This window comes from Myroides sp. C6-3, assembly GCF_050522425.1.
Taxonomy (GTDB): domain Bacteria; phylum Bacteroidota; class Bacteroidia; order Flavobacteriales; family Flavobacteriaceae; genus Flavobacterium.
This window is the reverse complement of sequence record NZ_JBMVQP010000019.1, coordinates 36,272-61,864: the sequence shown is the minus strand read 5'-3', so window position 1 is coordinate 61,864 and position 25,593 is coordinate 36,272. Positions and strand designations below refer to the sequence as shown.

The window sequence follows — 25,593 nt, the reverse complement described above, 5'->3', positions numbered from 1 at the left end:
TTATAGAGACCTCCTTCTTTTTCATAAAAAAATCACAACAAAAACACGTAAACCTCCTTAACAAAATCGATCGTATTTAAAAAATCCTTACATCATTTGTGTCATTTCATACAATATCTTAAAAAACCTAAAAATAACTACACAAATATATAAATAAACAACATTAAACTCACAAACAACCCGTTGTATTTTAAAAAAAAATCATAATTTGCTATTAGTTGAATTCTTTTACTTAACAGGAAACAAAAAAAAGAGAATTGATGTAGTATCGGTATCTTATTCACTTTTTATTGATCCAATTGATTCACATCTTGTAAAAAAAAGCGACAAAAAAACCCCATTTAAATAAATGAGGTTTATCTTATAATCTAAATCGCGTGGTCACTTGCCCCAATCGCTTAGAAAATGTATTCATTAATGTGGAGTAATCGATAATAATTCCGAGTATTTCAAACGCGCGTTCTTGTTCTACATCTCCCAATTTACTTTTATACTTTTCGATAATTGAATTAACCAAATGCATACGCAAGGTTAAAATCGTTTCTGTAACGTACTGTGCAATCCCATCCTTTTTTTGCTTGACAAATATATTTTGTGTTTCCCACTTATGAAGACTTTCTTTTTCTTCTTCCATGAGTATACTCGTCACCTGTCCGGACAATTCGCTATCTAATCGCTTGAGGTAATCTTCTAGGCTCCACGTATTGTTGTGAAAATAGTTCATAATATCCGTATACAATTGCTTGAAAATCGGATTGGTTAGTTGTACTTCGTCTTCTTGTAAGCTCAAATAGATTCTCTCGTAAACTTTTTGTACGATTTTGTGTTCAACTTCGACAATTTCGTCGTCTTCATTGGTTTCAAACACAAGTTCAACAAACTGTTCTTCTTCATTACCATAAAGCAACAAGATTTCTATAATACGCTGTTCTAAAAGAAATAAAGCATCAACCGCAACTTCTTCTTTCTTTTCAACGTGAACCACCTCCATTTGCTTGTTCTCTTGAACAAACTTCTTATTGGCTTCGGCTACTTCCTTTTTGTTAATTTGCGCGAGCGAAGTAAAGATGACCTCTTCGGAGATATCCATAATGCGAGAACACTCTTGAATATAGATTTCTCTTTTAATGGGATCGGGTATTTTAGAAATACTCGTTACCATATCGCGAATAATCTCTGCTTTTTTAATAGGATCGCCTTTGGAATCCTCCATGAGCGCATTCGCTTTAAAGCGAATAAAATCGGTTGAATGCGCTTCGAAATACGTTTCTAATTCTTCTAAGGTATGTTTACGCGCAAAGCTATCGGGATCTTCTCCATCAGGTAAGGGACAAATACGCACGTTCATTCCCGCTTCCAGAATTAAATCTACTCCTCTAAAAGACGCTCTAATTCCCGCCGCGTCTCCATCAAAAAGCATCGTAATGTTTTGCGTCAATCGACTAATTAATCGTATTTGATCTGGTGTCAAGGCAGTACCCGAAGAGGCAACCACGTTTTTCACCCCTGTTTGGTGCATTTGAATAACATCCGTGTAACCTTCTACTAAGAAACAGTTGTCTTTTTTGGCGATTTCTTGCTTGGCATGTGAAATTCCATAAAGCACCTTACTTTTGTGGTAAATATCACTTTCGGGTGAATTGAGGTATTTCGCTGCTTTTTTATCATTGGTGAGAATACGCCCTCCAAATCCCAAAACACGGCCAGACATACTTTGGATGGGAAACATGACGCGTCCTTTAAAACGGTCAAAACGCTTGTCTTCTTTCACAATTGTCAGCCCTGTTTTTTCTAGATAGTCGAGCGAGTATCCTTTTTTAAGGGCTTCTTCCGTAAAGGCATCCCACTTATTGGGGGAATATCCCAGCCCGAAGGCTTTAATTGTATCGGTAGTAAATCCTCTCTCTTTAAAATACGATAATCCGATGGCTCTTCCTTCTTCCGAATTGGTTAACGTGTCTTCAAAGTAGCTCTTAGCAAACTCCGAAACGATGAACATACTTTCTTTTTCATTCAACTGTTCTTTCTCTGCGTCCGTTTGTTCCGTTTCTTCAATTTCAATGCCGTATTTCTTTGCGAGATAACGGATGGCCTCTGGATAAGAGAAATGTTCGTGTTCCATCAAGAAGGTAATAGCGTTCCCTCCTTTGCCTGAACTAAAGTCTTTCCAAATTTGCTTGACTGGAGACACCATAAAAGACGGTGTCTTTTCGTTGACGAAAGGACTCAACCCTCTGTAGTTTGCTCCTGCTTTCTTTAAATTAACGAAATCGCCAATGACCTCCTCTACACGAGCAGTATCGAAAACGGTATCAATGGTATTTTTGGAAATCATAGGTTACATTTGATCCACAAAGATAAAAAAAGAAGTTGCTTTATAATAAAACAACTTCTTTTCTCTTGGTATAGGATTAAGGTTGACTTCTTTCTTCTAGTACTCGAAGAATTGCTTCCTCATTTGTGGTAAGTAATCGAATATTTCTATTTTTCCAAAACTCCGTTTGATACTTGCTATGACGTTTAAAAAGATCCATGCCCTTTGCTCCAGTAGTAGGAGGATTTGTATTCTTTATGACAGCATCTACAACAAGCTCTTCCACAGTGGCTATGTTGTTATTGCCAAATAATTTACTATCTATATCTAAATTAGTAGTAATGCCAATATAAGATAAACGATAATCCTCCAAATGTTTGCGATATATTACATGATATTCTAGTGTATTGAACACCATCTTCGCAAAAATCATAGGAAGTACTGCCCTATTTTGTCTATAGCTTTCCGCGAAGTCATACCGATACTCCATTAGATATTGCTGATCCGCAGTAAATATCATATACCCTTCATAATATTCCCAACCTCTTAAATTTTCTTTGGGGCGAAACGCAATTACAAAGGTATCTTCCCCTTGAATTCCCTTTTGCTTTTTCACTGTATATTCGTAGTCCTTCTCCCGCTTAATAATTTTTTGAAGTTCCATTATTCTTCTTTTACCCGCCAAAGAATGAGATACTCCCTCCAAATTCAAAACATTGAACATCTCAGCTAAATCATCCTCACTGCTTACATCAGCAGCAGAAATAAGCACCCTATTTTGTTTAACCTCAACTTGAGGATTCTTATAGGGTTTTTCAATATAAAAATCAACAAGACCATCCGCTACATTACTGAAATCATTATTCACTAGATTAAATGCTCGCACATAAGTTTGATACACGTCACCCTTTTCAACAATTTTTTTCGCCCTTTCTAATGCTTGATCAAAAGGCTTGAAAAAGGATTTATCCCAAACAACAATTTCCTCTAGCTCTTGGCTAATTACCTCTAGTTCAATCAACATGGCAGCTTTAGTACTTACCTCTTTTAACGCATAGTTTCTATGGCTAAACCAGACGGAATCTACCTGTTCATCAATTGAAAGTAGAAAGTCGCCTTCGCTATTGGTAATTGTAAAGTTATTTCCTTCAGCTGTACTTATCGTAACACCTTCAATTCCCATTTTGGATTGACTATCCATGACAGTCCCCTTCAATATGTTGGATTGTGCATACATACACCCGCTTAGTCCGAAAAGAAAGAAGAGGGATATCAGTTTATTTTGGATTACTTGATTCATTTTTAGTTTCTTTTAGATATCGGTGCGTATTCCCAACGACCACATATTTTGTTTTACACTGTTATTTTTAAACAAAGGAGTTACTTCATACTGGAAGTGTATACCCCAAGAACCATAGGCGACAAAAGCTCCCATACCATAACGCACTTTATTAAACCCTAAATCTCCTTTTTCATCCACACGGTAGGCAACGCCATCCTCATTATAACGGTAGATTTGATTACCTCTACTGTCATTTGCAACAAGATTGATAAAACCTCCGATTCCAAAACGCCAAGAATCTTCACTAATAAAGTATTTTTTTCCTGTTTTTTCATCCACTTTAGGTTTACTCAAATCAAATTCCAGAAAGGCAGGAAATTGAATACTGCGAACAGATAAACGAGATTTAGTTAAGTTTTTTTCGTGATGAACTAAGATCGTTTCATCATTTTCGACTGTAAAATAACGATGTCCTGTTGGTTTCAAGTTACTCAATTGCCATCCAATCCCATAGCGCAAATACCAGGCATTATCATTTTTCATCAATCGGGTCTTCAAGAAAATTCCTCCTTGAACAAAGTTGGACGGAATATAACGCATCTCTGAATTAGCAAAAGCCCCCTCTGTTGCGACATTGCTTATTCCATATATCAATCCGAAGCGCAAGCTTGTTCGCTTTTCGCTACTTAGTTTAACTTCTTTCCCCTGACTATCAAATGATTTTCCAATCAAGATGGTTGCTACTCTTTTGGTTGTATCCGCTACTTTGAGATATTCCCCACTTCTCATGGCATAATTTACCTGATTTTGAATAGCTTGCGTTAGGCTATCTTGCATACGCGTCGCTTCATTTTCAATTCGAATAGAGGCCTCTTGGGCAAACTTGGCTTTTAAAACTTGGCCTTCTGCTTCGGTCATGCTGTTCGCCTCAATGAGATTATTGATCGAATCCACCCGAATGCGCAATTGCTCTTTTTCTTTGACTGTTGCATTTTGTATATCAACGGCGATACGACTTACTTTATAATCAAATTTTTTCAGCGATTGGTCCGTTGCTTTGGAGAGTTTTTCGTTCTCCTCTATCGTTTGTCCTTCTCGTTCTATTCTAATTTGAGCATACCCTGTGGTTATTCCCAAAAGTGCTAAACAAGCTATGGTGCATTTTATCTTATTTCTCATATCTACTATCTGATATATCTACGACTGCCTTCTTCGTAAATTCTATAAATTTTTTCATTTTTGTATCCCTATACTCTACCTCGATTTCTCCTTCTACTTGTTGAAGGAGTTTGGTACTGTTGACGATAACTCGCGTTGGTTCACTGTTTTTCCATTGTTCTTTAAGCCCCACGGAGTCCATTACCTCAAGATCTACTTGTACCGGAATCTTCACTTCACTTCCGCGTTCTGCCAATTCAAGTACTTCTTGTTGTAGCGCAAGACGTTGTGTTGTTCTCACGGGTAGTACTTCTTCTTTCTTTTGATTCAACCCTGCTTTACTTTCTTCTGCTTTACTTTCTTCTGCTTTTAGCCGCACTTCTTTTACCTGTTCCTCCTCTGTCACGACATAGTATTCTTCTCCCGTAAAATCTGGAGTGGTGGGTTGTAGCACTGGTTCAGTCTTTAAGAAAAGCACCCCAAGAATACCACCAACGACCAAACAAGAAGCGATAGCCATCCACTTATAATAAATTCTTTTGCTGGTCTTCTTTTCTTGACGATCTAACTGGTTGGCCAATTGATCCCATGCATTCGCTGAAGGAGTTATTGTACGTCCCTCCAGTTTCTCTTTCCACTCTTGTTCTATTTTACGCCATTCCATATGCCTTGATTTTTTAAGGTTGCTAATTGTTGTTGTAACAGTTTTCTCGCCTGTGCTAGTTGTGACTTGGATGTTCCTTCAGTTACTTGAAGCATTTTTGCAATTTCTTGATGTTTATACCCTTCTACGACATAGAGATTGAAAATTGTTTTACATCCATCGGGTAGTTGATCGATCAGGCGTTGAATATCCTCAAGTGAAAGATCACAGTCGTACGTTTCAATTTCTTCAACTGGGTTGATCCACTGCTCATCAAAATACGCTAATTGCTTTTGAGTACGTAAAAAAGAAATGGACTCATTGACCATAATGCGCCGAATCCAACCTTCGAAACTCCCTTTATTTTCGTATTTACTCATGCTTGTAAACACTTTCATAAAAGCAGAAACCATTACATCCTCAGCATAGTGAATATCTAGGATGTATTGTCTACAGACGCTCAACATCTTCCCCGACAACAGTTGGTATACCTCTTGTTGAGCAGTTCGCTTCTCCTTTCGGAGATCATCAATGTAGTCTTCTACTTTTTTAGGATATAATCGTATCAATTTCATTTGAATTTGGCTTTGCTAATTTCAAAAAATATAAATTATAAAATCATTTTTTTTATAATTTAAGATAAATCAAGAGAGACGAATGTCCAGATGATTTGCAGCAAGCTAACGATAAGTAATAATAATCCTTTCATAATGGCTGATGTATTGGTTGATCTATTACATAGACGCAAGAAGGTTGGAAAAGGTTGGAAAAAAAATACTTTTTTTTATTCCGGTAAGAAAACCTCAACTTGAATAGAATATAAAAACAAGAAAGCCCCAAATTTGGGGCTTTCTGTACAATTTAAAATGAGTTGGTTATACTGCTACAACCAACATAAAAATTCTTCGTTCAATTAGGTTACGAATTAACTTAAATGAGAATAAATGATTTTTGACCTATCTTTTATTCATAGTTGGTTAGACTTGATGTAAGATACGCCAATTCTAAGCAAATTTCCAAAAATCAAACTAACATTTTTCTATTCGAATGTTAATACTATTTTATTTTATTGGATTTTAAGCCAATATCATGCGTATCTAAAAAAAGGGTAATGTATACTTCCTGTACCCCTACTCCACTATCGTCAGCTATTTAGTACGTAGAATCTTCCTTTTTAGTAGACGTTCCCATTCAACAAAGGTTGGTCTTCGAGTTGAATTTTTTATTTTTTACGTTCAATTACGTAATTAACCATCGTAATTAAGGCTTCTTTAAAAGGAGAAGCAGGAAAATCCTCGAGTAAGGTTAAAGCTTCTTGTTGATAGTCAATCATTTTTTTACTCGCATACGTTAATCCGCCAACCGCTTTGACATAATCAATCACCTCTTTTACACGGCGCTTGTCTTCATTGTGATTTTTTACGGAATTAATGAGCCACTTTCTCTTTTCTTTTGTGGCGGTATTAAGGGCATAAATTAAAGGCAAGGTCATTTTTTGTTCTTTGATATCGATCCCCGTTGGTTTTCCAATAGGTCCATCTGTATAGTCAAACAAGTCGTCCTTAATTTGAAACGCCATACCTATAACTTCCCCGAATTTGCGCATTTTCTCAATGAGTGCTACATTATCAGGTTGTACAGAGGCGGCACCTAAAGAACAACAAGCAGCAATAAGCGTAGCTGTTTTTTGGCGAATAATTTCATAGTAAACCTCTTCTGTAATATCTAAACGCCTCGCTTTTTCAATTTGCAATAGTTCTCCTTCGCTCATTTCACGCACAGCCACTGAAATAATGCGCAACAAATCAAAATCTCCGTTGTCAATAGAGAGTAGTAATCCTTTGGAAAGTAAATAATCGCCAACCAAAACGGCGATTTTATTTTTCCACAAGGCATTTAAAGAAAAGAATCCTCGGCGTTTATTACTGTCATCCACTACATCATCGTGGACCAAGGTAGCGGTATGAATCAATTCAATAACCGATGCTCCTCGATACGTACGTTCATTAGCTCCATCTTCACAGACCATTTTCGCAACGAGAAAAACAAACATCGGTCGCATTTGTTTTCCCTTGCGGTTTACAATGTAGTAGGTAATTCGATTTAGTAAGGCTACTTTGGTAGCCATGGATTTGTGGAACTTCTTTTCAAAAAGTTCCATTTCAACCTTAATTGGTTCCTGTATTTGCTGTACAATATTCATGACAAACAAATTTATGACTTTTTATGTCATAGTACACAACTATACGCAATATCTAGTGAACAAAAAAGACAGACTATCCTTATTTGTTTTCTATATTGTTATGATTTATTCGCTAATTGCCCACAAGCGGCATCAATATCTTTCCCACGACTGCGTCTTACGACTACGGTAATATCGTTGCTTTCCAATGCTTTAATATAATTAGTAATTGCCTGATCATCTGCCTGTTGGAATTCCCCGTCATCAATAGGATTGTATTCGATTAGGTTAACTTTACTCGGCATTTGTTTACAGAACTTCACTAGTGCATCAATCGATGCTTTGTCATCGTTAATCCCTTTCCAAACCACATATTCAAAAGTAATTCTACTTTTTGTTTTGCTATACCAATATTGTAGTGCATCTCGTAAGTCTGTCAATGGAAAACTCTTAGAGAAAGGCATGATTCGATTACGCGTTTCTTCGATAGCAGAGTGCAGAGAAACTGCTAGTTTAAATTTCACTTGATCATCTGCTAATTTGCGGATCATTTTTGGAATTCCAGATGTAGAAACAGTAATGCGTTTTGGCGACATTCCCAGTCCTTCTTCTGAGGTAATCTTATCAATCGCAGCTTGTACGTTATTGTAATTCATTAACGGTTCGCCCATCCCCATAAAAACGATATTGGACAAAGGACGACCGTGATTTTGTCGACTCTGTTGATCAATGGTTAAAACCTGATCATATATTTCATCTGGGTTTAAATTGCGCATGCGTTTCAGTTTAGCTGTAGCACAAAACTCACAATCTAAACTACACCCCACTTGAGAAGAGACACAAGCCGTAGTACGGGTTTCGGTAGGGATCAAAACAGATTCCACGATTAATCCATCGTGTAGTTTTACTCCGTTTTTAATTGTTCCATCCGAACTAATTTGCATATTATCGACGCGAATGTGATTAATCACAAAATGATCTTCCAACATTTGACGGGTAGCTTTCGATAGATTGCTCATATCCTCAAAAGAATGAGCACCTTTACTCCACAACCACTCGTACACCTGATTCCCTCTAAATGATTTATCCCCTTGAGAAACAAAAAAATCTCTCAATTGTTCTTTCGATAAACTACGTATATCTTTTTTCTCTACTTGCATGCTGCAAATTTACTTTTTTTAGTCGAATAATTGCTCCCTCAATTTTAGATATAAAAAAAAGGATTTAGTCGAAACGACTAAATCCTTACGTTATTATTATTTTGCTAAATAACCTCCTTCAATGGGATAATACCCTCCTGTGGCGAATGAAGCTTTGTCGGATGCTAACCAAAGGACCAATTCTGCAACTTCTTCTGCTGTTCCTAAACGCTGCATCGCGTGTTGAGATTCTAAGAAATGCTTGACCTTGGGATCCATGGAGGTCAGCAAAGGTGTTTCGATAAAACCAGGACCGACAGCATTTACGCGAATCCCTTGTGTACCATATTCCCAACCTGCGGCTTTTGTTAATCCCACGACACCGTGTTTAGCGGCAACATAAGCGGAAGATCCCGCAAACCCAACTTGTCCTAAAATCGACGCCATATTGATAATACTTCCCTTTCCATTTTTCAGCATCGCTGGAATTTGATAACGCATACCGTAAAATACACCGTCTAAATTAATTGAAGTTACTTTTTTCCATTCGTCAAGATCGTATTCGCCTGTCGGGGCACTTGCTCCACCAATACCCGCATTATTGACTGCAACATCTAATTGGCCAAATATCTTTAACGTCTCTGCAACTAACGTTTCATTATCAGAGGGTAAAGCTGCATTTGATTTTACAAAATGTGTATTTGCACCTAGACTTGTAGCTAATTTATTGCCCAATTCTTCATTCAAATCCGCAATTACCACCTTTGCACCTTCTTTGACAAATAATTCAACAATGGCTTTTCCAATTCCAGAAGCACCTCCCGTAACAATCGCAACTTTATTTTCTAACATTTTCATATTTATTATTTTTTAGTTCCTATTAAGTTACGTATTGTAATTGAGAATACTGGTTTCCAACGATTTAATTAACAGATTTTTAATTTTCAAAGGACAAAAAAAAACTGCCTTACCGAAGTAAGACAGCTTTTTCTCGTTATTGAGTTCTTGTCTATTTTACAAATTTTGGAAGAAATCATTTCCTTTATCATCTGTGATAATAAAAGCAGGGAAATCTTTTACCACGATTTTGCGAACCGCTTCCATTCCCAATTCTGGGAAATCAACAACCTCAACACTCAAGATATTCTCTTTCGCTAAGATTGCTGCAGGTCCACCAATTGATCCTAAATAGAATCCACCGTGTTTTTTACAAGCATCTGTTACCGCTTGAGAACGGTTTCCTTTTGCCAGCATAATCATACTTCCGCCAACGGCTTGGAAAGGATCTACATAAGGGTCCATACGTCCTGCTGTCGTTGGTCCGAAACTTCCTGAAGGCATTCCCTCTGGTGTTTTTGCTGGTCCAGCGTAATACACGGGATGGTTTTTGAAATAGTCTGGCATGGCTTCACCCTTGTCTAACATCTCTTGAATCTTCGCATGTGCAATATCACGCGCAACGATCACCGTTCCATTTAACATGACACGTGTTTTGATTGGATGTTTAGTCAATTCTGCCAATTGTTCTTTCATTGGTCTATCCAAATCAATCACCACAGGCTCTTCTAAGTGAGGTGCTACTGCAGGCAATAAACGCGCTGGATTTTCTTCCAACTGTTCAATAAATAACCCTTCTGCTGTAATTTTAGCTTTGATGTTGCGGTCTGCCGAACATGAAACCCCTAATCCAACTGGACAAGAAGCGGCGTGACGAGGTAAGCGAATTACACGTACATCATGGGTGAAATATTTTCCACCAAACTGTGCTCCAATATGAGATTCTTGACAGATCAATTGTAGTTTTTTCTCCCATTCGATATCGCGAAAGGCTTGACCTCCCATGTTACCCGAAGTAGGTAGATTATCGTAATATCCAGCAGATGCTTTTTTTACTGCTGCTAGGTTCGCTTCTGCCGATGTACCACCAATCACTAAAGCTAAGTGGTAAGGAGGACATGCTGATGTACCTAAATCCATGATTTTTTCTTTGATAAACTCCGTTAAGTTTTTATCATTTAACAAGGACTTGGTCTTTTGGTACAAGAACGTCTTATTGGCAGATCCTCCACCTTTTGCCAAAAATAAGAATTCGTATTTTTGACCTTCTGTGGCATAAATATCAATTTGTGCAGGTAAATTCGACCCTGAGTTCTTCTCTTCAAACATACTGATCGGAACAATCTGAGAGTATCTCAAATTTTTCTTTTGGTAGGTATTGAAAATTCCTTTAGACAAACTTTCAGCATCATTGGATCCTGTATAAACGTTTTCTCCTTTTTTGGCTACAACAATAGCCGTTCCTGTATCTTGACAAGAAGGTAATTGCCCGTCAATAGCAACAACTGCATTTTGCAATAGGTTATACGCCACAAAACGATCGTTATCCGTTGCCTCTGGATCGTCTAAGATTGCCTTTAAGCTTTCTAAGTGAGCCGTTCTCAACATGAAAGAAACATCAGTCATCGCTGCTTCAGATAAAACTTCTAAAGCCTTTGGATCTACAACTAAGATTTCGCGATCACCTAGTTTCTCGATTTTTACAAAATCAGAAGAAATTTTCTTATACTTCGTATCGTCTTTTTGAATTGGATACGGATCTTGATAGATAAAGTCCATGGAATTATACGTTTATTTTTGTTTGCTAAAATTACGAAATATACCAATCAAAAAACCATAGAACGTTTCTAAATAACCCGTATACACAGGGCTTCCCGACTCTATCTTTTTTTTTATTCCATCCATTGACGCTGTGATATGCAATCATTTAAGCTCAAACCTTTCGCTCTCTACAGCCTTAATTTTGAAAGGACTTGTTCCTTTTTCAACGCAAATTGTTCATGTCCCTTTCATTTTATTTACTTTTGAATGTATTAATTTATACCCTATGACAGTTTTACACAAAGTACTAACTGCTACTTTTTTCTTATTTGCTTTTATAGCATTTGGACAAAAAGAAGCGAACAAAATAACAATTGGCGAATCCATCACAATGGAGTCAACTATATTAAATGAAACAAGAACAATTAATATCTATTTACCTCCTTACTATCAACCGAATGACACAATTAAATATCCTGTCGTTTACATTTTAGATGGAGGGGTAGAGGAAGATTTTATTCATTTAGCGGGTCTTTTCCGCGTGAGTTCACAACCTTGGATCAATCGCTTTCCAGAGGCCATTGTGGTGGGAATTGAAAACGTCAATCGCCGAAGAGATTTTACCTTTGCTGTGCCTAACATCGACTTTTTAGACAAGCTAAAATACAGCAAAGACTTTTTCCCTCAATACGGTGGAGCAGAACCTTATGCGGCTTTTTTAGAAGGAGAATTGATTCCCTATATTGATCAACACTACAACACTACAAATGAACGTACAGTTGTTGGAGAATCTTTAGCAGGATTGATGTCTTCTTATTTGCTGATCAAACACCCTTATCTATTTTCGAACTACATCATTATAAGTCCGAGTTTCTGGTGGGGAGAAGAAGAATTATTGAACGAAACAAATGAGTGCTTATTGAAAAAGATCAAACAGCCCGTCAATGTTTATGTAGGTGTTCCAAGCAAAGAAGAAAACGAAATGATGTATGAAGTAGGTAATCGCCTTTACGACATGCTTCAAGCAAACCCACTGATTCATTCCAGTTTTGATTATATGAAAGATGAAGTACACGCTACCGTATTACATCAAGGGACTTTAAATGCGCTGAAAAAGCAATTTCACCGTAAAAGCGAACAATAAACCGTTCATTTATGGACAGTTCCATTTCCATAACGAACACAACACGCTGTTATTCAATATATTAGAAAACGGATAATACATAGCACATCGATTGGATTATACCATACGTATAATCCAATCAAACCATGAAAAAAACATTACTCTTGTTCTTACTGGGCACAACCTTAGCCTTAGGACAATCGAAAAAAGACAACTACATCAAAGAACATTTTCCTTTGTTGCTTGAGAATTTATCCCCAAAAGATCTACAGGCTTTTAAAAGCACCATGAAGATGGCTTCTAAGGACAAGCTCAAATACATCGACTCCGATCTACTCCGAAAAGGCAGTGGTGATCAATTTGGTGTATACTACCAGATTTTTTCTTATGATCGTACAGGGGTTCACAATCGGGTAACAATTATCGATGAGGACAATAGAGAAATTGTCATCGAAGTAGATGGTACAATTTCTTTTGACAATACACAACCAACGGTAGACGTCGCTTCTACCTCTCTCTCAACAGGGGAGACTCAATTTGCCACTTTTTCGGGTCAAACGTATGAACTAGCAGACTTGTTAACAAGGGATGGAGTGTTTATCATTACCTCAACGAATTGCGGACCTTGTATGCAAGCCTATCCAGCGCTTAATCAATTAGCTACTGACCCTGCGTATAAAGATATTTCTTTCACCGCCTTATACATTAGTTCGGCGACTAATTTAAAAAACTATACAGAAGGGAGTGCTTATAAAAACTTTGGCTCACTTGAGCATCCTTGGGATGTATTTACTTCAGAAGTACTGATCAAGCACTTAATACCTAACTACAACTTAAAGAACAAGGCTGTTCCTTATGTGATGGTGAAGAAAAATAACAAAGTGGTTTACTCTTCCAATCGAGGGATTAAAATCGATCAAATCAAAAAACATATCTAACGAATAAAAAAAGCTTGAGTACCGAATCTGTACTCAAGCTTTTTATGTAGATGACAATAACGTATAAAAAAGGATACTTACATGCTGCGCATGTAGGCTTCCAAAGCCTCTAACTCGGCATCACTAAATTTCTTAGTGATCTCTAAGTTTGCCTGCATAATGATGAATTGTGCAGGATCCACGATAGCTTCTTCTTGTCCTTTCAAAAAGGAAATTAGACTCACATCGTGTTTATCGTAAATTTCAATAATTTCTCTCACACTCGGACCAATTACTTTTTTGTCTGCTATATGACAAGAAGCACAGGTTCCTTTTCCTTCGAAAATTTGTTTTCCCAAGGCAATTTTTTCCGTTTGACTCATTTCAGTTGCCCCACCGCGTTCAGATTCATATACAGGTTCAGGCATGGCTGGTTTTTCTTCTTTTTTACCGCAAGAGACTAAAAGTACTGCTGCAAAAAACGGTATTGCTTTAAGTAGATAGTTACGCATAAATTGTTTGTTTATTTGTTGTATCAAAAATACAAAAACAATTTGGGTTCCCTCTTTCACAAATCACTCCAATTCATGTAAAAAAACGACATCTACCGTATTGATCCCTCTGAAAAACACCACTCATCCATGGAGTTATCTCTTTAAAATCTCCCCTTCTCTTCTTCAATCTCCATACTTCTAATATCTTCATCCACTTCTTTGCTTTTATTAAAATTATACTTAATCGACAAAAAACAACTTCTAGAATTATAACGATGATCTGTATAACTATATAAATTGTTCAAATTATACTCTTGTCGCGTCCGCCTTGAATTAAATAAATCAGTAGCACCGATAGTCAAACCAAATGCTGGTGATAAGGGATAAAACACGGTAAAATTGAGTGTGTGAACTTGTTTCATTTTCGTATATAAAACACGAAAATCCGAAGTATATGAATAATTGATATTTACCTCCAAATCATTAAAGAGATACCATATACTATTTAAATTAAGATTAGCATACAATGAAGAAAACTTCTGATCTGGTAATTTAAAATCCAAATATGCACCTGTTGCTTTTGTAGAAATTTCCCACCAATTAGCAATTGTATATGGCCATGAAACAAAAGCGAATAGATCATTTCTATAACCAGCATTTATTGGGCTAGTAACGACAACCCCATTAATATTCAAAGGTAGATTAACACTGTTGTTCTTTGCATGATTATACCGCCAATTCAAGGATATATTATTTTTAAATCGATACCCCATTTGAACGCTATAAATATCAGTAGGTTTCAGTTTTTCATTTCCTTGAAAAGCACTAATAGGGCTATCTTTAACATAGGTTGTATTAAACAACGCATAGTTTGGTCTTGTTAAACGTTGAATAGCTGAAATATAAAAGGGCCGTTCATTCAATTTTGTTGAAAACGACACATTAGGTAATACTCTAAAATTCTGATTATTTCCAAGAATAGTATTAGAATTGAAGCGATTGTAGTTATATTCTATTCGTGTTCCTACAGTAAATTTTGAATTTTGTGTTAGTGGAAGAGAAAAAACGGCAAAGGCTGCAAAAATATATTTTTTCAAGAAAAAATCGTTGGAGAACTCATTATTTAATGTCCAATTTTCCTTTACTAATTCAGAAAAATGAAAGTAATCTTTGTTGTCAACTAAAGACACTCTTGTACCTAAAGACAATGTACTTTGATCTTTATAATTTTTTCTCCATTGGATGTTCAATACATAGATATCATTCTTTGCTCTAGCATTTTGAACATTCTCTTCTCTAGCAAACAATGTTGTGCTTTGGTAAATATTTTGTTGTTCGAAAGGATTCCTATACTTTTTCTTAGCCAAATCAAAAGCAACTGTAAGTTTTGAGTCTAAAGTATCTAAATCATGTGTAAAAGATAAAGAAGCGGAATGCATCTTGTTCACTTGATCAAAAAATGTTCGGGATAAAATTAAAGAATCAGAAGCTAAGGAAGGGCCTGAAATTGTCGAAAGAACTGTTCGCTGATGATTGTCATCTTGATCATCCTCGAAAAGGTAAATAAAACTTAAATTACTGTTCTTATTTATTTGATAATCTGCCCCTAAAGTGACATAATCACTCTTTCTGTTGACTTTGCTTTTTTCTCTATTATCATAATGAAGTTGAGTTGAATTTTCGTTTAATATGCCTTTTCCATATGCTCGGGTTTTATGTCTCGCATGATAATAATTTCCAAATACTCTAAAATCCTTGTGCTGATAAAATAAGCTTGCATCAGTCGAATACCCCCATTTATCATTGTAAGAAGTATTTTGACGTATATTCCCTGTCCATCCTTGATTTTGAATCGTGGTGATTCTAATTATACCTCTCTTTTCTCCTTCTACACTTCCATCCACACGATCAACTATTTCGATTTCATCAATCATACTCGGATTTAATGTTTCTAAGAAAGTAGCAATTCTACTTTTGTCAATCCTCAGATCTTTACCATCGACTTGAAGCAAAATCTCGTCACTTTCTAATATTTTAACACCATCTGTTGTAGAGACATTGGGGGCATAATTTAAAACCGAAAGAACATCGGGTTGATTTTTCAATCGTGTTTCATGTACGCGAAGCAAAACACCATCATTGGTTTGCACAATAGGTCTTTCTTTCGTTTTTATAACCAGTTCTTCCAAGTATTGAGGATCATCTTGTAAGACTAGCGGAAATAACACGATATCTTGATTGACTACTAGTAGTTGCACATAGGTTTGATAATAAATAGAAGACACTCTTAAGGTATAAGAGTCTGAAGTTATATCTTTAAGTACAAAAGTCCTTGTTCATCGGCAAAGGTGCGCTGAATGAGACGATTACCTTGGTGTAACTCCACAACTCTATAAGACACCGCTTCTTCACTAGTCGTTTTTAATTGACCTGCTATTTGATATTGAGCTTGGCAAATCAAGGAAAAAAACAAAGCGATAATTATGAAACAATACCTCATCTAGACTGTTTTTGATCTATTAGACTAAGGTACAATGAAATACTTTATTAACAATTGACAGCCCAGTTCAAACCATACCTTAAAATACAAATTATCATAGCTCAATCTCCACTATAGGTAATAAAAAAGGGAGCTCTTTTCGAACTCCCTTTTCATATGGTCTTTATTTATTCAGCAAGATTGCCGCTTCTTTTGCAAAATACGTGGAGATGATACTCGCACCAGCGCGTTTGATACAAGTTAGTTGTTCCATCATGACTAAATCGTGATCCAACCACCCTTTCTCAGCGGCTGCTTTGACCATAGCATATTCTCCAGATACGTGATATACCGATACGGGTACATTCACGGCGTCTTTTACTTCACGCACAATATCTAAATAAGCAATCCCTGGTTTTACCATCACGATATCTGCTCCTTCTTCTACATCATACAACGCTTCTTTGATCGCTTCGATGCGGTTGGCGTAATCCATTTGATAGGTTTTCTTGTCTTTTGGAATTTCTACATTTGCACGAGGTGCACTATCTAATGCATCTCTAAATGGTCCATAAAATGCTGAAGCATATTTAGCAGAATAGCTCATGATTCCTACATCCGTATAGCCTGATTGATCTAAAGCCTCACGCATGCGCAACACACGTCCGTCCATCATATCACTTGGCGCTACAAAATCCGCACCCGCAGCAGCGTGAGACACACTCATGCGCGTCAGTGCATCCACGGTTGCATCATTGACTACTTTTCCGTTTTCGATAATTCCATCGTGTCCGTAAATAGAATAAGGATCTAAGGCCACATCAGGCATCACAATCATTTCGGGACAAGCGTCTTTGATTGCCTTAATTGCAGTTTGCATCAATCCGTTGGCGTTCCATGATTCAGTACCCGCGTTATCTTTTAGGTGATCACTCACCTTCACATAGATATTCACAGCGCGAATGCCCAATGCATATAATTCTTTTACCTCTTTTACCGTTAAGTCTACTGATCTTCTATAGATTCCTGGCATGGATAAAATCGGTTCTTCAACATTTGTTCCCTCAGCAATAAACATGGGAAACATAAAATCTTGTGGGGTCACAATCGTCTCTCTAACTAGACTTCGGATGGACTCACTTGTTCTTAATCTTCTACCTCTTTGTAATGGAAACATAGTATTTGGTTTACGGTTGACAGTTTGCGGCGAACGGTATACGGTTTACGGTGTACAGTTTACGGTGTACTGTCAATTAATTATTTATTTTATTTATTTATTCAAACAAGCTTTGTTTATCATAAACAGGTTATGGTTTACAGTTGACAGTGTACTGTTTACTGTGAACGATAAACCGTCAACGACTAATTAACCAATCGCTTGTTTTATTTTCTTTATTAAAACTGCAAGCATTTTTTTATACTTACAACATCTTCTTGTAATTGGAGATAATCTATCTCCTTTAAATATCCTAAGTCTTTAGATAATAACAACAAATACTCTACTTCATGGGTAGAACCCGAAGAGATATATAAATAACGGATTAACTCCTTTTGAGTATCCTTACTACATCCTTCAACTATATTTGTTGGTATTGACACAACAGCTCTTCTTAATTGATCTGTTAGATTAAATTGTTTATAACTAGGAAATGCCTGAAGCACCAGATAGGTTTTCAATACTAATTGATGACTTAATATCCATACCTGTAATTGCGATAATCTACCTTTTTATTGTCTATTTATTGTCACTATGAAAAACAATAGCAACAAGAAATATTCCAATTTTAATAATTAAAATAAACAATAAAACTTATCAATCCACATTTCCACCCCATTTGTTAACCGTTAACTGTTAACTGTTAACTAGTACCCAATCCACAGGATTAGCTAACACCTTCAACAACTTCTCTTCTTCACTACCTTCTTCTGGTTGATGATCATATACCCATTGTACATGTGGAGGTAGACTCATCAATATCGACTCGATACGTCCATTAGTTTTCAATCCGAATAGCGTTCCTTTATCGTGAACAAGATTAAACTCAACATAACGACCTCTTCGAATTTCTTGCCAATTGCGTTGTTCAGTAGTGTAGGTTAACGTTTTGCGTTTTTCAACAATAGGCACATAGGCCTCTAGGAAGCTATTTCCGACTGTGGTAACAAAATCATACCACTGTTGGGCAGATTTATCCGTTGTTTCTTCCAATCGATCGAAGAAAAGCCCACCTATTCCTCGTGCTTCTTCTCGGTGTGCATTCCAGAAATAGTTGTCACATTGCTTTTTATACAGCGGATAAAATGTTGCATCATGTTGATCACAAGCTCTTTTACACACTTGATGAAAATGGGTAGCATCTTCTTCGAATAAGTAATAGGGCGTTAGATCTTGTCCGCCTCCAAACCAAGAACGCACTACTTTTCCTTGCTTATCGTACATCTCAAAGTAGCGCCAATTGGCGTGAACTGTCGGCACCATTGGATTTTTCGGATGGATGACTAAGCTCAATCCACAGGCGTAAAAATCTACATCGCCCACGTTAAAATACTTTTGCATGGCCACGGGTAATTCTCCGTGTACAGCAGAGATATTCACTCCACCTTTTTCAAATACACGTCCATTTTCAATAACACGTGTTCTTCCACCTCCACCTCCGGGGCGTTCCCACAGGTCTTGTTGAAATTTAGCTTCTCCATCAACCGCTTCCAATTTCGCGGTAATTTGATCCTGAAGTTGCTGTATATAGTGATAAAATTTTTCTTTCATACTTCCCTTAAACAAGCGTATCGGTTTTATTTCTTTCTGTTATAGTTGAGCGATTTTACCCATTATTTCAAAAGAGAAAGCCTTACTTTCATTTTGAATAAAAGTATATAAGTTCTTCGCTTTCGCTTTGAATTGGGGCTCCGTTTTAGACCAGTTAACTAATACATCAGCAAATTGTTCCATGCGATCCCATCCAAAATTGAATTTCACTAGATGTGCATGAAGCGCTGATGATTCCATCGATACCAGAACCTCATACGTCAAGCCCATTTTACCTAGTTCAACATCAATTTCTTCCTTTACTTGTAGATCATCCGGAACGAATCCAATGGATGAAAGTTTTACGACAATCGATTCAATTCGTCTGTCTTCTTCGCTTTTTACTCCTTTGTTTAACATAAGCCTTTCTATAAAAAACAAAAAAGTTTACGCTATTTCCGTAAACCTTTTTGCTGTATTTTTATTTGTGTTCGTATTCTTTTACAGCTTCAATAAAAGCTTTGGCGTGATCCACTGGAATATGTGGTAAAATACCATGTCCTAGATTCACGATATATTTATCTTTTCCGAAAGCATCAATCATCTCATGCACCATCTTTTTAATAGTAGGAATTGGAGACATTAATCTGCTTGGATCAAAATTTCCTTGTAGCGTAATATTCCCACCTGTAAACAAACGTGCATTTTGTGGGCTACAAGTCCAATCTACCCCTAGAGCAGAAGCTTTAGACTGTGCCATTTCAGGCAAAGCAAACCAACAACCTTTACCAAATACGATAACAGGTGTAATTTCTGCTAGCGCATCCACAATTTGGTTGATGTATTTCCAAGAGAATTCTTGATAATCTACAGGAGAAAGCATCCCTCCCCACGAATCAAAAATTTGAACGGCATTCACTCCTGCTTTTACTTTTTCTTTTAAGTATAAGATGGTTGTATCCGTAATTTTTTGCAATAACGTATGCGCAGCAACTGGATCAGAGAAGCAAAACCCCTTAGCCAAGTCAAAGCTCTTCGATCCTTTTCCTTCCACGGCATAGCAGAAGATCGTCCAAGGAGAACCAGCAAAACCGATCAAAGGCACTTCGTCATTCAACATTTCTTTGGTTACTTTAATAGCCTCCATCACATAACCTAAGGTTTCTTCAATATTGGGAACAATCACCTGTTCCACATCTTTAGCAGAGCGAATCGGATTGGGCACCCAAGGTCCAACACCCTCTTTCATTTCCACATGGATGTTCATGGCTTGTGGAACAACTAAAATATCAGAAAATAGAATAGCCGCATCTGGTTGTACAATACGAATAGGCTGTACCGTAATTTCAGCTGCAATTTCCGGCATTCTACAACGGGTAAAAAAATCGTATTTATCTCGCAAAGCACGGAATTCTGGTAGGTATCTACCTGCTTGACGCATCATCCAAACGGGTGGTCTTTCCACCGTTTCTCCTTTTAAAGCTCTTAAGAATAAATCATTTTTAATCATTTCTAAACCAATTTAATTACGTCAATTTTAGCTGACACTATTTATAATATGCTAAACACGCGTGTAGGGTAGCTTCTATTGTCGGTTGACTCGCTACCACAATCTGCGTAGTAATCTCTTTGAGTGCATCTGCTGTTGTATCTCCAATACAAAAGCAAACTTCTGTGGTAATTGAATTGTTTTGTAAAAAACTCTCAATTGCCGACGGGCTGTAAAAACAGATACCATCTACTTTTTGTTGAAGCACATGGGGTTGTTTTACTGTTTGATACGCTTCATACTCATCAAAAATCAAGTTGTGTTGTTTAAAAAAAGTAGGCAAAACCTCACGTCGAATATTACCACAGCAAAAAGAAAAACGCTGATCGGAAAAATCGCGTTCAATAACTGCGGTTAATTCTTTCGCATAATGTGTCCAAGCCAATACCTTCCATCCGTGTTCTTCTAAAAGAGCTTTGGTTTTAATTCCTACACAGATCGCGGGTTTGGTTTTGAGCAATTGCGCTTGTGGATTATTCAATACACTTTTAACGGCATTTTGACTCGTAAACACCACAATATCCCTTACCTGATCAACGGCAAACACTTGAGGCGTTATCGCGATAAAGTCTTGCTCTATCCACGAGAGCGCGGAAGTCTCTAGTATAGAGCGATGCGTATCATTCAATATTCGCGTTGATAAAACTAAAGGCATACTACGAGCGTTTTAATTCCTGACGAAGTTTTTCCATCAAGGCTTGTCCTCCATTGGCCAACAATTCTTGTGCAGCAAAGAATCCCAATTTCTTCCACTCTTGAATCGGAACGGTTTTCTTCACCTCAAACTTTTCTTTTCCATCTAACGACAGCAATACTCCAGTAAAATCGATGGTTTCTTCCTGTTGGTTATAAGTAGCAATAGCACCAATTGGCGCTGTACATCCACCCTCTAACGTACGCAAGAATTGACGCTCAATATGCGTAGTCATCTCTGCCTCATAATCATTTAATTGACGTAACGCATCCAAAGCAAAAGAGTCTTCTGCCATAGCAACTACCACCATTGCACCTTGTGCGGGTGCGGGAATCATCCAATCTAAATTGACAAATCCTTTGGGTTTCTTCTTGATTCGATCCAATCCTGCTGAGGCGAAAATGGCCCCGTTCCAGTCTGCATTGTCAGTTAGCTTTTGCATTCTCGTATTGACATTCCCCCTTAAATCTACGAGTGTATGTTTAGGAAATCTATTCAACCATTGCGCTTTTCTTCTTAAACTCCCCGTTGCCACGATAGCGGCTACTGCAGGGTCTAAAAAGGTTGTATCACCTTTGTGTAATAAAATATCTACTGTATTAGCTCTTTTTAGTACAGCAGCTTGTACGATGCCTTGAGGTAAAGCCGTTGGCACATCCTTCATCGAATGCACAGCAATGTCTACTTTTTTGTTGATCATTGCCACATCTAAGGTTTTGGTAAAAATACCGGTAATTCCCATTTCATATAAAGGCTTGTCTAAGATCAAATCCCCTTCGGATTTCACGGGAACTAGTTCCGTTTTATATCCCAACGCATTTAAGGCCTTTTCCACTGTTGTTGCTTGCCACATTGCAAGCTCGCTATCGCGTGTACCGATACGAATAACTCTATCCATTTTGTCTTGTGTCTAATTGAAAAACTTTTTCTATCCATTCAATGCTGTCATCAACAACCGTTTCTTCCTGTCGCAGATGATTAGCAAAATGGGTCGTGATCTTCTGAATAATACGCATGGTGATTACTTCAGCTTGTTCACTATCAAAGTTCTCATATTTTTTTCGATGGTAGTCAATTTCTCCATCTTTTATTTGTTCTAGGCGTGTTTTTAGCGCGTGAATCGTCGGAGCAAACTTTCTCATCTTAGTCCAAGCGACAAATTCCGACATTACTTCGTCGATAATTTCTTCTGCCTGAGGGATGAATTCTTTTCTTCTCTCGATGGTTTTATCCGTCATTTTAGACAGATCATCCATGTGAATTAACTCTACCAAAGGATGTGAAGCGACAATTGGATCGACGTTTTTTGGAATAGACAAATCCAGTATTGTTAAAGGCTTGTCTAGTTGTAATTTTGCCATGTCAATCGTAGGTTGTTGAGCTCCCGTCGCCACGACCAACACATCCGCCTTTGTAATTTCCCCTTCTAAGTTTTCGTAATCTTTAACGTGTAAGTTAAACTTCCCTGCCACTTCTAAGGCGCGTTCCTTTGTTCTATTGATTAAAACGATGTGGTCATTGTGGGTGTGTTTGACCAGATTTTCACAGGTATTGCGACCAATTTTCCCCGTTCCAAATAGAAGAATATTCTTAGCGGAGATGTCTTGCACCTGATCCATGATATACTGTACCGCTGCAAAAGAAACAGAAGTAGCTCCAGAACTGAGTTCCGTTTCATTTTTTATGCGTTTACTCGCTTGAATAACCGCATTAACTAAACGCTCAAAATAGTTGGTTGTCAATCCTTGTTCTTTCGCCAATACAAAGCCATTTCGAATTTGACTAATAATTTCAAAATCACCTAAAATTTGACTATCCAATCCCGTTCCAACGCGGAATAAATGGCGAATAGCCTCATTGTTTTTACACACATACGCAACTTGTCGGAAATCGTCAACCGTTCCATTACTATTATCACATAATAACTTAATCAATTCAAAGGGATGCTGCGCAAAACCATAAATCTCCGTGCGATTACACGTAGAGATCACGATTAAACTGTCAATCCCTTCTTCTTTCGCTTGACGTAATAGATTTTCTTTGGCCTCTTCACTCAAACTAAACTTCCCTCTCATCTCAGCATCCGCTTTTTTATAGCTTAATCCCACTGCATAAAAAGTAGTTGATTTGACCTTATCTATTTTTTCCATACCTATTTCAATTTCAAAAGTAAGCAAATTTAGCGCTAATGATTCGATAAAAGTAACGCTAGAGGGACTATTAATAACGCTCAAAGAAAAAGAAAAACAATTAGCAATATTTCATTATATTACAGTACATTTGCAGTATTACCAAGGGTTACAAAAGAGTTTATATAGAATCATTCTAAATAAAAAATACAAGATTACGTTTCCCTGTTGTTCAAAAAAATAACGCTATGAGTCCCATAGAAGAAATCAATATAGACCCAGAATTTTCGGTCTACAAAATAGATAATACCAGTCCACAATCGTTGAGTTTCCACAAGGAAATCGGCACAGATATTATTCAATTTTACTTTTGTTTAAAAGGCAGTGGACAATTTATTTACAACCATGGTGCGTACACCTTAGATCTACCTGAAGAGAAGTCACTGCTTTTGTACAACCCACAAAAGCAACTGCCTGTTCACTTAGAGATCAAGAGTCAATCTGCCATCATTTGCTTGATGATTTCCATCAAAAAATTTCACTCGTTATTTTCATCCGAAGCTGAGTTTATTGGTTTTCTAACGGAAGAGAATAAGGAAAAGAAATACTATACCGAAGAGAAAATCACGCCTGCCATTGCCATTGTCTTAACGCAAATGCTCAATGCCACCATGCATCCGTCCGTAAAAAACCTTTTTTACAAAGGCAAAACCTATGAGCTACTAAGCCTCGTATTCAATTACAATGAGGAGCAAAACATCGACAATTGTCCTTTTTTATCCGACGAAGAGGATGTTTTAAAAATCAAACAAGCCAAAGACATCATCATTCAACAAATGACAGAGCCACCTACACTACAAGAGTTGGCGGATCACATTGGCTTAAACATCAAAAAGTTGAAAATCGGATTTAAGCAAATCTACGGAGACTCAGTTTTCAGCTTCCTCTTTGACTACAAGATGGACTATGCGCGCAAACTATTAGACGAAGGAAACTACAATGTTAATGAGGTAGGATTAAAAATTGGCTACAGTTCCGCTAGTCACTTCATTTCCGCTTTTAAGAAAAAATATGGCATAACGCCTAAAAAATATTTAATGTCAATTAATTCAAACAATCAATAATGAAAGGGATACTACTTGTAAATTTAGGTTCGCCAAAATCTCCAACCCCTGAGGATGTAAAACCTTACTTAGATGAATTTTTAATGGACAAAAGAGTCATCGATATGCCTTATTTACTAAGAGCGTTTTTAGTAAAGGGAATTATCCTCAACACAAGACCCAAAAAATCAGCGGCCGCCTATCAGAAGGTATGGCTACCTGAAGGGTCTCCGTTAATTGTCATCTCGCAGCGCCAACAAAAAAAGTTACAACAAAAAATAGACCTGCCTATTGCCCTAGCGATGCGCTATGGCGAGCCTTCGATTAAAACCGGCTTACAAGAACTGAACGACCAAGGGGTAACGGATGTATTAATGATCCCTTTGTATCCCCAATTTGCTATGGCTACAACCGAAACCATTGAAGTTTTAGCTGAAGAATTGCGCAAGAAGCACTTTGCCAACATGACCCTCACAAGCCTGCCTGCCTTTTACAACAGACAGGAATACATCGATGCTTTAGCGGCCTCTATTCAGTCTCATTTAGACCAAAATGAATGGGACCATATCCTATTTTCTTACCACGGTGTTCCTGAACGTCACATCTACAAATCAGACACTACAAAATCACACTGTAAAATTGATGGATCGTGTTGCAACACCCCTTCTCCGGCACATCAGCATTGTTACAGACACCAATGTTTAGAAACAACCAAACAAGTAGTTGAGAAGCTCAACATACCAGAAGGCAAGTACACCAATACCTTTCAGTCACGTTTAGGTCCAGATAAGTGGTTACAACCTCCTACAGACAAAACAGTTAACGAATTGGCTCAAAATGGCATCAAACACCTAGCTGTTGTTACGCCAGCCTTCGTGGCAGATTGCTTAGAGACGCTTGAAGAAATTGGCATGGAAGCCAAAGAAGAATTTCTACACCACGGGGGAACTTCCTTCAAAACTATTCCTTGCCTGAACGACAATGAAGATTTTATTGATGCTTTAGCTACGTGGATTACCACTTGGCAACAAACAAAATAACGG

Annotated in this window: 24 protein-coding genes; 4 read left to right on the top strand and 20 right to left on the bottom strand. The window is 37.3% G+C overall.

Annotated features, from left to right (window positions below; all coding sequences use genetic code 11):
- Positions 1-361: 361 nt before the first annotated feature.
- The 9 genes from dnaG to ACPDG9_RS09500 form a co-directional block, all read right to left on the bottom strand.
- On the bottom strand, positions 362-2,335 hold the full coding sequence (dnaG, locus tag ACPDG9_RS09540; protein WP_430527529.1) for a DNA primase: 1,974 nt from the start codon (positions 2,333-2,335) through the stop codon (positions 362-364).
- A gap of 76 nt (positions 2,336-2,411) precedes the next feature.
- Positions 2,412-3,614, bottom strand: coding sequence for a hypothetical protein (locus ACPDG9_RS09535; RefSeq protein WP_430527528.1), 1,203 nt, complete (start codon positions 3,612-3,614; stop codon positions 2,412-2,414).
- Positions 3,615-3,626: 12 nt separating this feature from the next.
- Positions 3,627-4,775 (bottom strand): hypothetical protein, encoded by a 1,149-nt coding sequence (locus ACPDG9_RS09530; RefSeq protein WP_430527527.1) that lies wholly within the window; start codon positions 4,773-4,775, stop codon positions 3,627-3,629.
- Positions 4,765-5,418 (bottom strand): hypothetical protein, encoded by a 654-nt coding sequence (locus ACPDG9_RS09525; RefSeq protein WP_430527526.1) that lies wholly within the window; start codon positions 5,416-5,418, stop codon positions 4,765-4,767. The genes ACPDG9_RS09530 and ACPDG9_RS09525 overlap by 11 nt, the downstream gene beginning before the upstream one ends.
- Complete coding sequence (locus tag ACPDG9_RS09520; RefSeq protein ID WP_430527525.1) at positions 5,400-5,972, bottom strand: RNA polymerase sigma factor; 573 nt, start codon at positions 5,970-5,972, stop codon at positions 5,400-5,402. The genes ACPDG9_RS09525 and ACPDG9_RS09520 overlap by 19 nt, the downstream gene beginning before the upstream one ends.
- Before the next feature lie 647 nt (positions 5,973-6,619).
- Complete coding sequence (locus tag ACPDG9_RS09515) at positions 6,620-7,600, bottom strand: polyprenyl synthetase family protein (RefSeq protein ID WP_430527524.1); 981 nt, start codon at positions 7,598-7,600, stop codon at positions 6,620-6,622.
- A gap of 98 nt (positions 7,601-7,698) precedes the next feature.
- A complete protein-coding gene (gene rlmN / locus ACPDG9_RS09510) occupies positions 7,699-8,739 on the bottom strand; it encodes a 23S rRNA (adenine(2503)-C(2))-methyltransferase RlmN (protein ID WP_430527523.1) in 1,041 nt (346 codons plus the stop codon).
- Between the two features lie 96 nt (positions 8,740-8,835).
- Positions 8,836-9,576, bottom strand: coding sequence for an SDR family NAD(P)-dependent oxidoreductase (locus ACPDG9_RS09505; protein ID WP_430527522.1), 741 nt, complete (start codon positions 9,574-9,576; stop codon positions 8,836-8,838).
- A 156-nt stretch (positions 9,577-9,732) separates the two neighbouring features.
- Positions 9,733-11,334: a fumarate hydratase gene (locus ACPDG9_RS09500; RefSeq protein WP_430527521.1), complete on the bottom strand. Its 1,602-nt coding sequence runs from the start codon at positions 11,332-11,334 to the stop codon at positions 9,733-9,735.
- A 268-nt stretch (positions 11,335-11,602) separates the two neighbouring features.
- Between ACPDG9_RS09500 and ACPDG9_RS09495 the strand changes: the two genes are divergently transcribed.
- Together ACPDG9_RS09495 and ACPDG9_RS09490 are read left to right on the top strand one after the other, a co-directional pair.
- Positions 11,603-12,460: an alpha/beta hydrolase gene (locus ACPDG9_RS09495; protein ID WP_430527520.1), complete on the top strand. Its 858-nt coding sequence runs from the start codon at positions 11,603-11,605 to the stop codon at positions 12,458-12,460.
- A 125-nt stretch (positions 12,461-12,585) separates the two neighbouring features.
- Positions 12,586-13,377 carry a TlpA family protein disulfide reductase gene (locus ACPDG9_RS09490; RefSeq protein WP_430527519.1) on the top strand — a complete coding sequence of 264 codons (792 nt, stop codon included), beginning with the start codon at positions 12,586-12,588 and terminating at the stop codon, positions 13,375-13,377.
- 77 nt (positions 13,378-13,454) lie between these two features.
- Here the strand turns inward: ACPDG9_RS09490 and ACPDG9_RS09485 are convergent, their stop codons facing one another.
- From ACPDG9_RS09485 to hemA, 11 genes are all read right to left on the bottom strand, one after another.
- A complete protein-coding gene (locus ACPDG9_RS09485; RefSeq protein WP_430527518.1) occupies positions 13,455-13,868 on the bottom strand; it encodes a c-type cytochrome in 414 nt (137 codons plus the stop codon).
- Between the two features lie 143 nt (positions 13,869-14,011).
- Positions 14,012-16,108: an outer membrane beta-barrel protein gene (locus tag ACPDG9_RS09480; RefSeq protein ID WP_430527517.1), complete on the bottom strand. Its 2,097-nt coding sequence runs from the start codon at positions 16,106-16,108 to the stop codon at positions 14,012-14,014.
- A 50-nt stretch (positions 16,109-16,158) separates the two neighbouring features.
- A complete protein-coding gene (locus tag ACPDG9_RS09475; RefSeq protein WP_430527516.1) occupies positions 16,159-16,350 on the bottom strand; it encodes a hypothetical protein in 192 nt (63 codons plus the stop codon).
- Positions 16,351-16,513: 163 nt separating this feature from the next.
- Positions 16,514-17,506 (bottom strand): porphobilinogen synthase, encoded by a 993-nt coding sequence (gene hemB, locus ACPDG9_RS09470; protein ID WP_430527515.1) that lies wholly within the window; start codon positions 17,504-17,506, stop codon positions 16,514-16,516.
- A gap of 218 nt (positions 17,507-17,724) precedes the next feature.
- On the bottom strand, positions 17,725-17,991 hold the full coding sequence (locus ACPDG9_RS09465) for a four helix bundle protein (protein WP_430527514.1): 267 nt from the start codon (positions 17,989-17,991) through the stop codon (positions 17,725-17,727).
- 190 nt (positions 17,992-18,181) lie between these two features.
- Entirely contained in the window at positions 18,182-19,096 is a 915-nt protein-coding gene (hemF, locus tag ACPDG9_RS09460) for an oxygen-dependent coproporphyrinogen oxidase (protein ID WP_430527513.1), read from the bottom strand.
- Between the two features lie 39 nt (positions 19,097-19,135).
- Entirely contained in the window at positions 19,136-19,495 is a 360-nt protein-coding gene (locus ACPDG9_RS09455; RefSeq protein ID WP_430527512.1) for a hypothetical protein, read from the bottom strand.
- 61 nt (positions 19,496-19,556) lie between these two features.
- Positions 19,557-20,585, bottom strand: coding sequence for a uroporphyrinogen decarboxylase (gene hemE / locus ACPDG9_RS09450; protein WP_430527511.1), 1,029 nt, complete (start codon positions 20,583-20,585; stop codon positions 19,557-19,559).
- Positions 20,586-20,622: 37 nt separating this feature from the next.
- Complete coding sequence (locus tag ACPDG9_RS09445) at positions 20,623-21,279, bottom strand: uroporphyrinogen-III synthase (RefSeq protein ID WP_430527510.1); 657 nt, start codon at positions 21,277-21,279, stop codon at positions 20,623-20,625.
- 1 nt (position 21,280) lies between these two features.
- The gene (hemC, locus tag ACPDG9_RS09440) at positions 21,281-22,216 is read right to left on the bottom strand and encodes a hydroxymethylbilane synthase (RefSeq protein WP_430527509.1); all 936 of its coding nucleotides are present in this window, start codon (positions 22,214-22,216) and stop codon (positions 21,281-21,283) included.
- The gene (gene hemA / locus ACPDG9_RS09435) at positions 22,209-23,468 is read right to left on the bottom strand and encodes a glutamyl-tRNA reductase (protein WP_430527508.1); all 1,260 of its coding nucleotides are present in this window, start codon (positions 23,466-23,468) and stop codon (positions 22,209-22,211) included. Before hemA ends, hemC begins: the two co-directional genes overlap by 8 nt.
- A 227-nt stretch (positions 23,469-23,695) precedes the next feature.
- Here hemA and ACPDG9_RS09430 point away from each other — a divergent pair, with 227 nt between their 5' ends.
- Together ACPDG9_RS09430 and hemH are read left to right on the top strand one after the other, a co-directional pair.
- Complete coding sequence (locus ACPDG9_RS09430) at positions 23,696-24,571, top strand: helix-turn-helix transcriptional regulator (RefSeq protein WP_430527507.1); 876 nt, start codon at positions 23,696-23,698, stop codon at positions 24,569-24,571.
- Positions 24,571-25,590 carry a ferrochelatase gene (gene hemH / locus ACPDG9_RS09425; protein ID WP_430527506.1) on the top strand — a complete coding sequence of 340 codons (1,020 nt, stop codon included), beginning with the start codon at positions 24,571-24,573 and terminating at the stop codon, positions 25,588-25,590. Before ACPDG9_RS09430 ends, hemH begins: the two co-directional genes overlap by 1 nt.
- Positions 25,591-25,593: the final 3 nt, after the last annotated feature.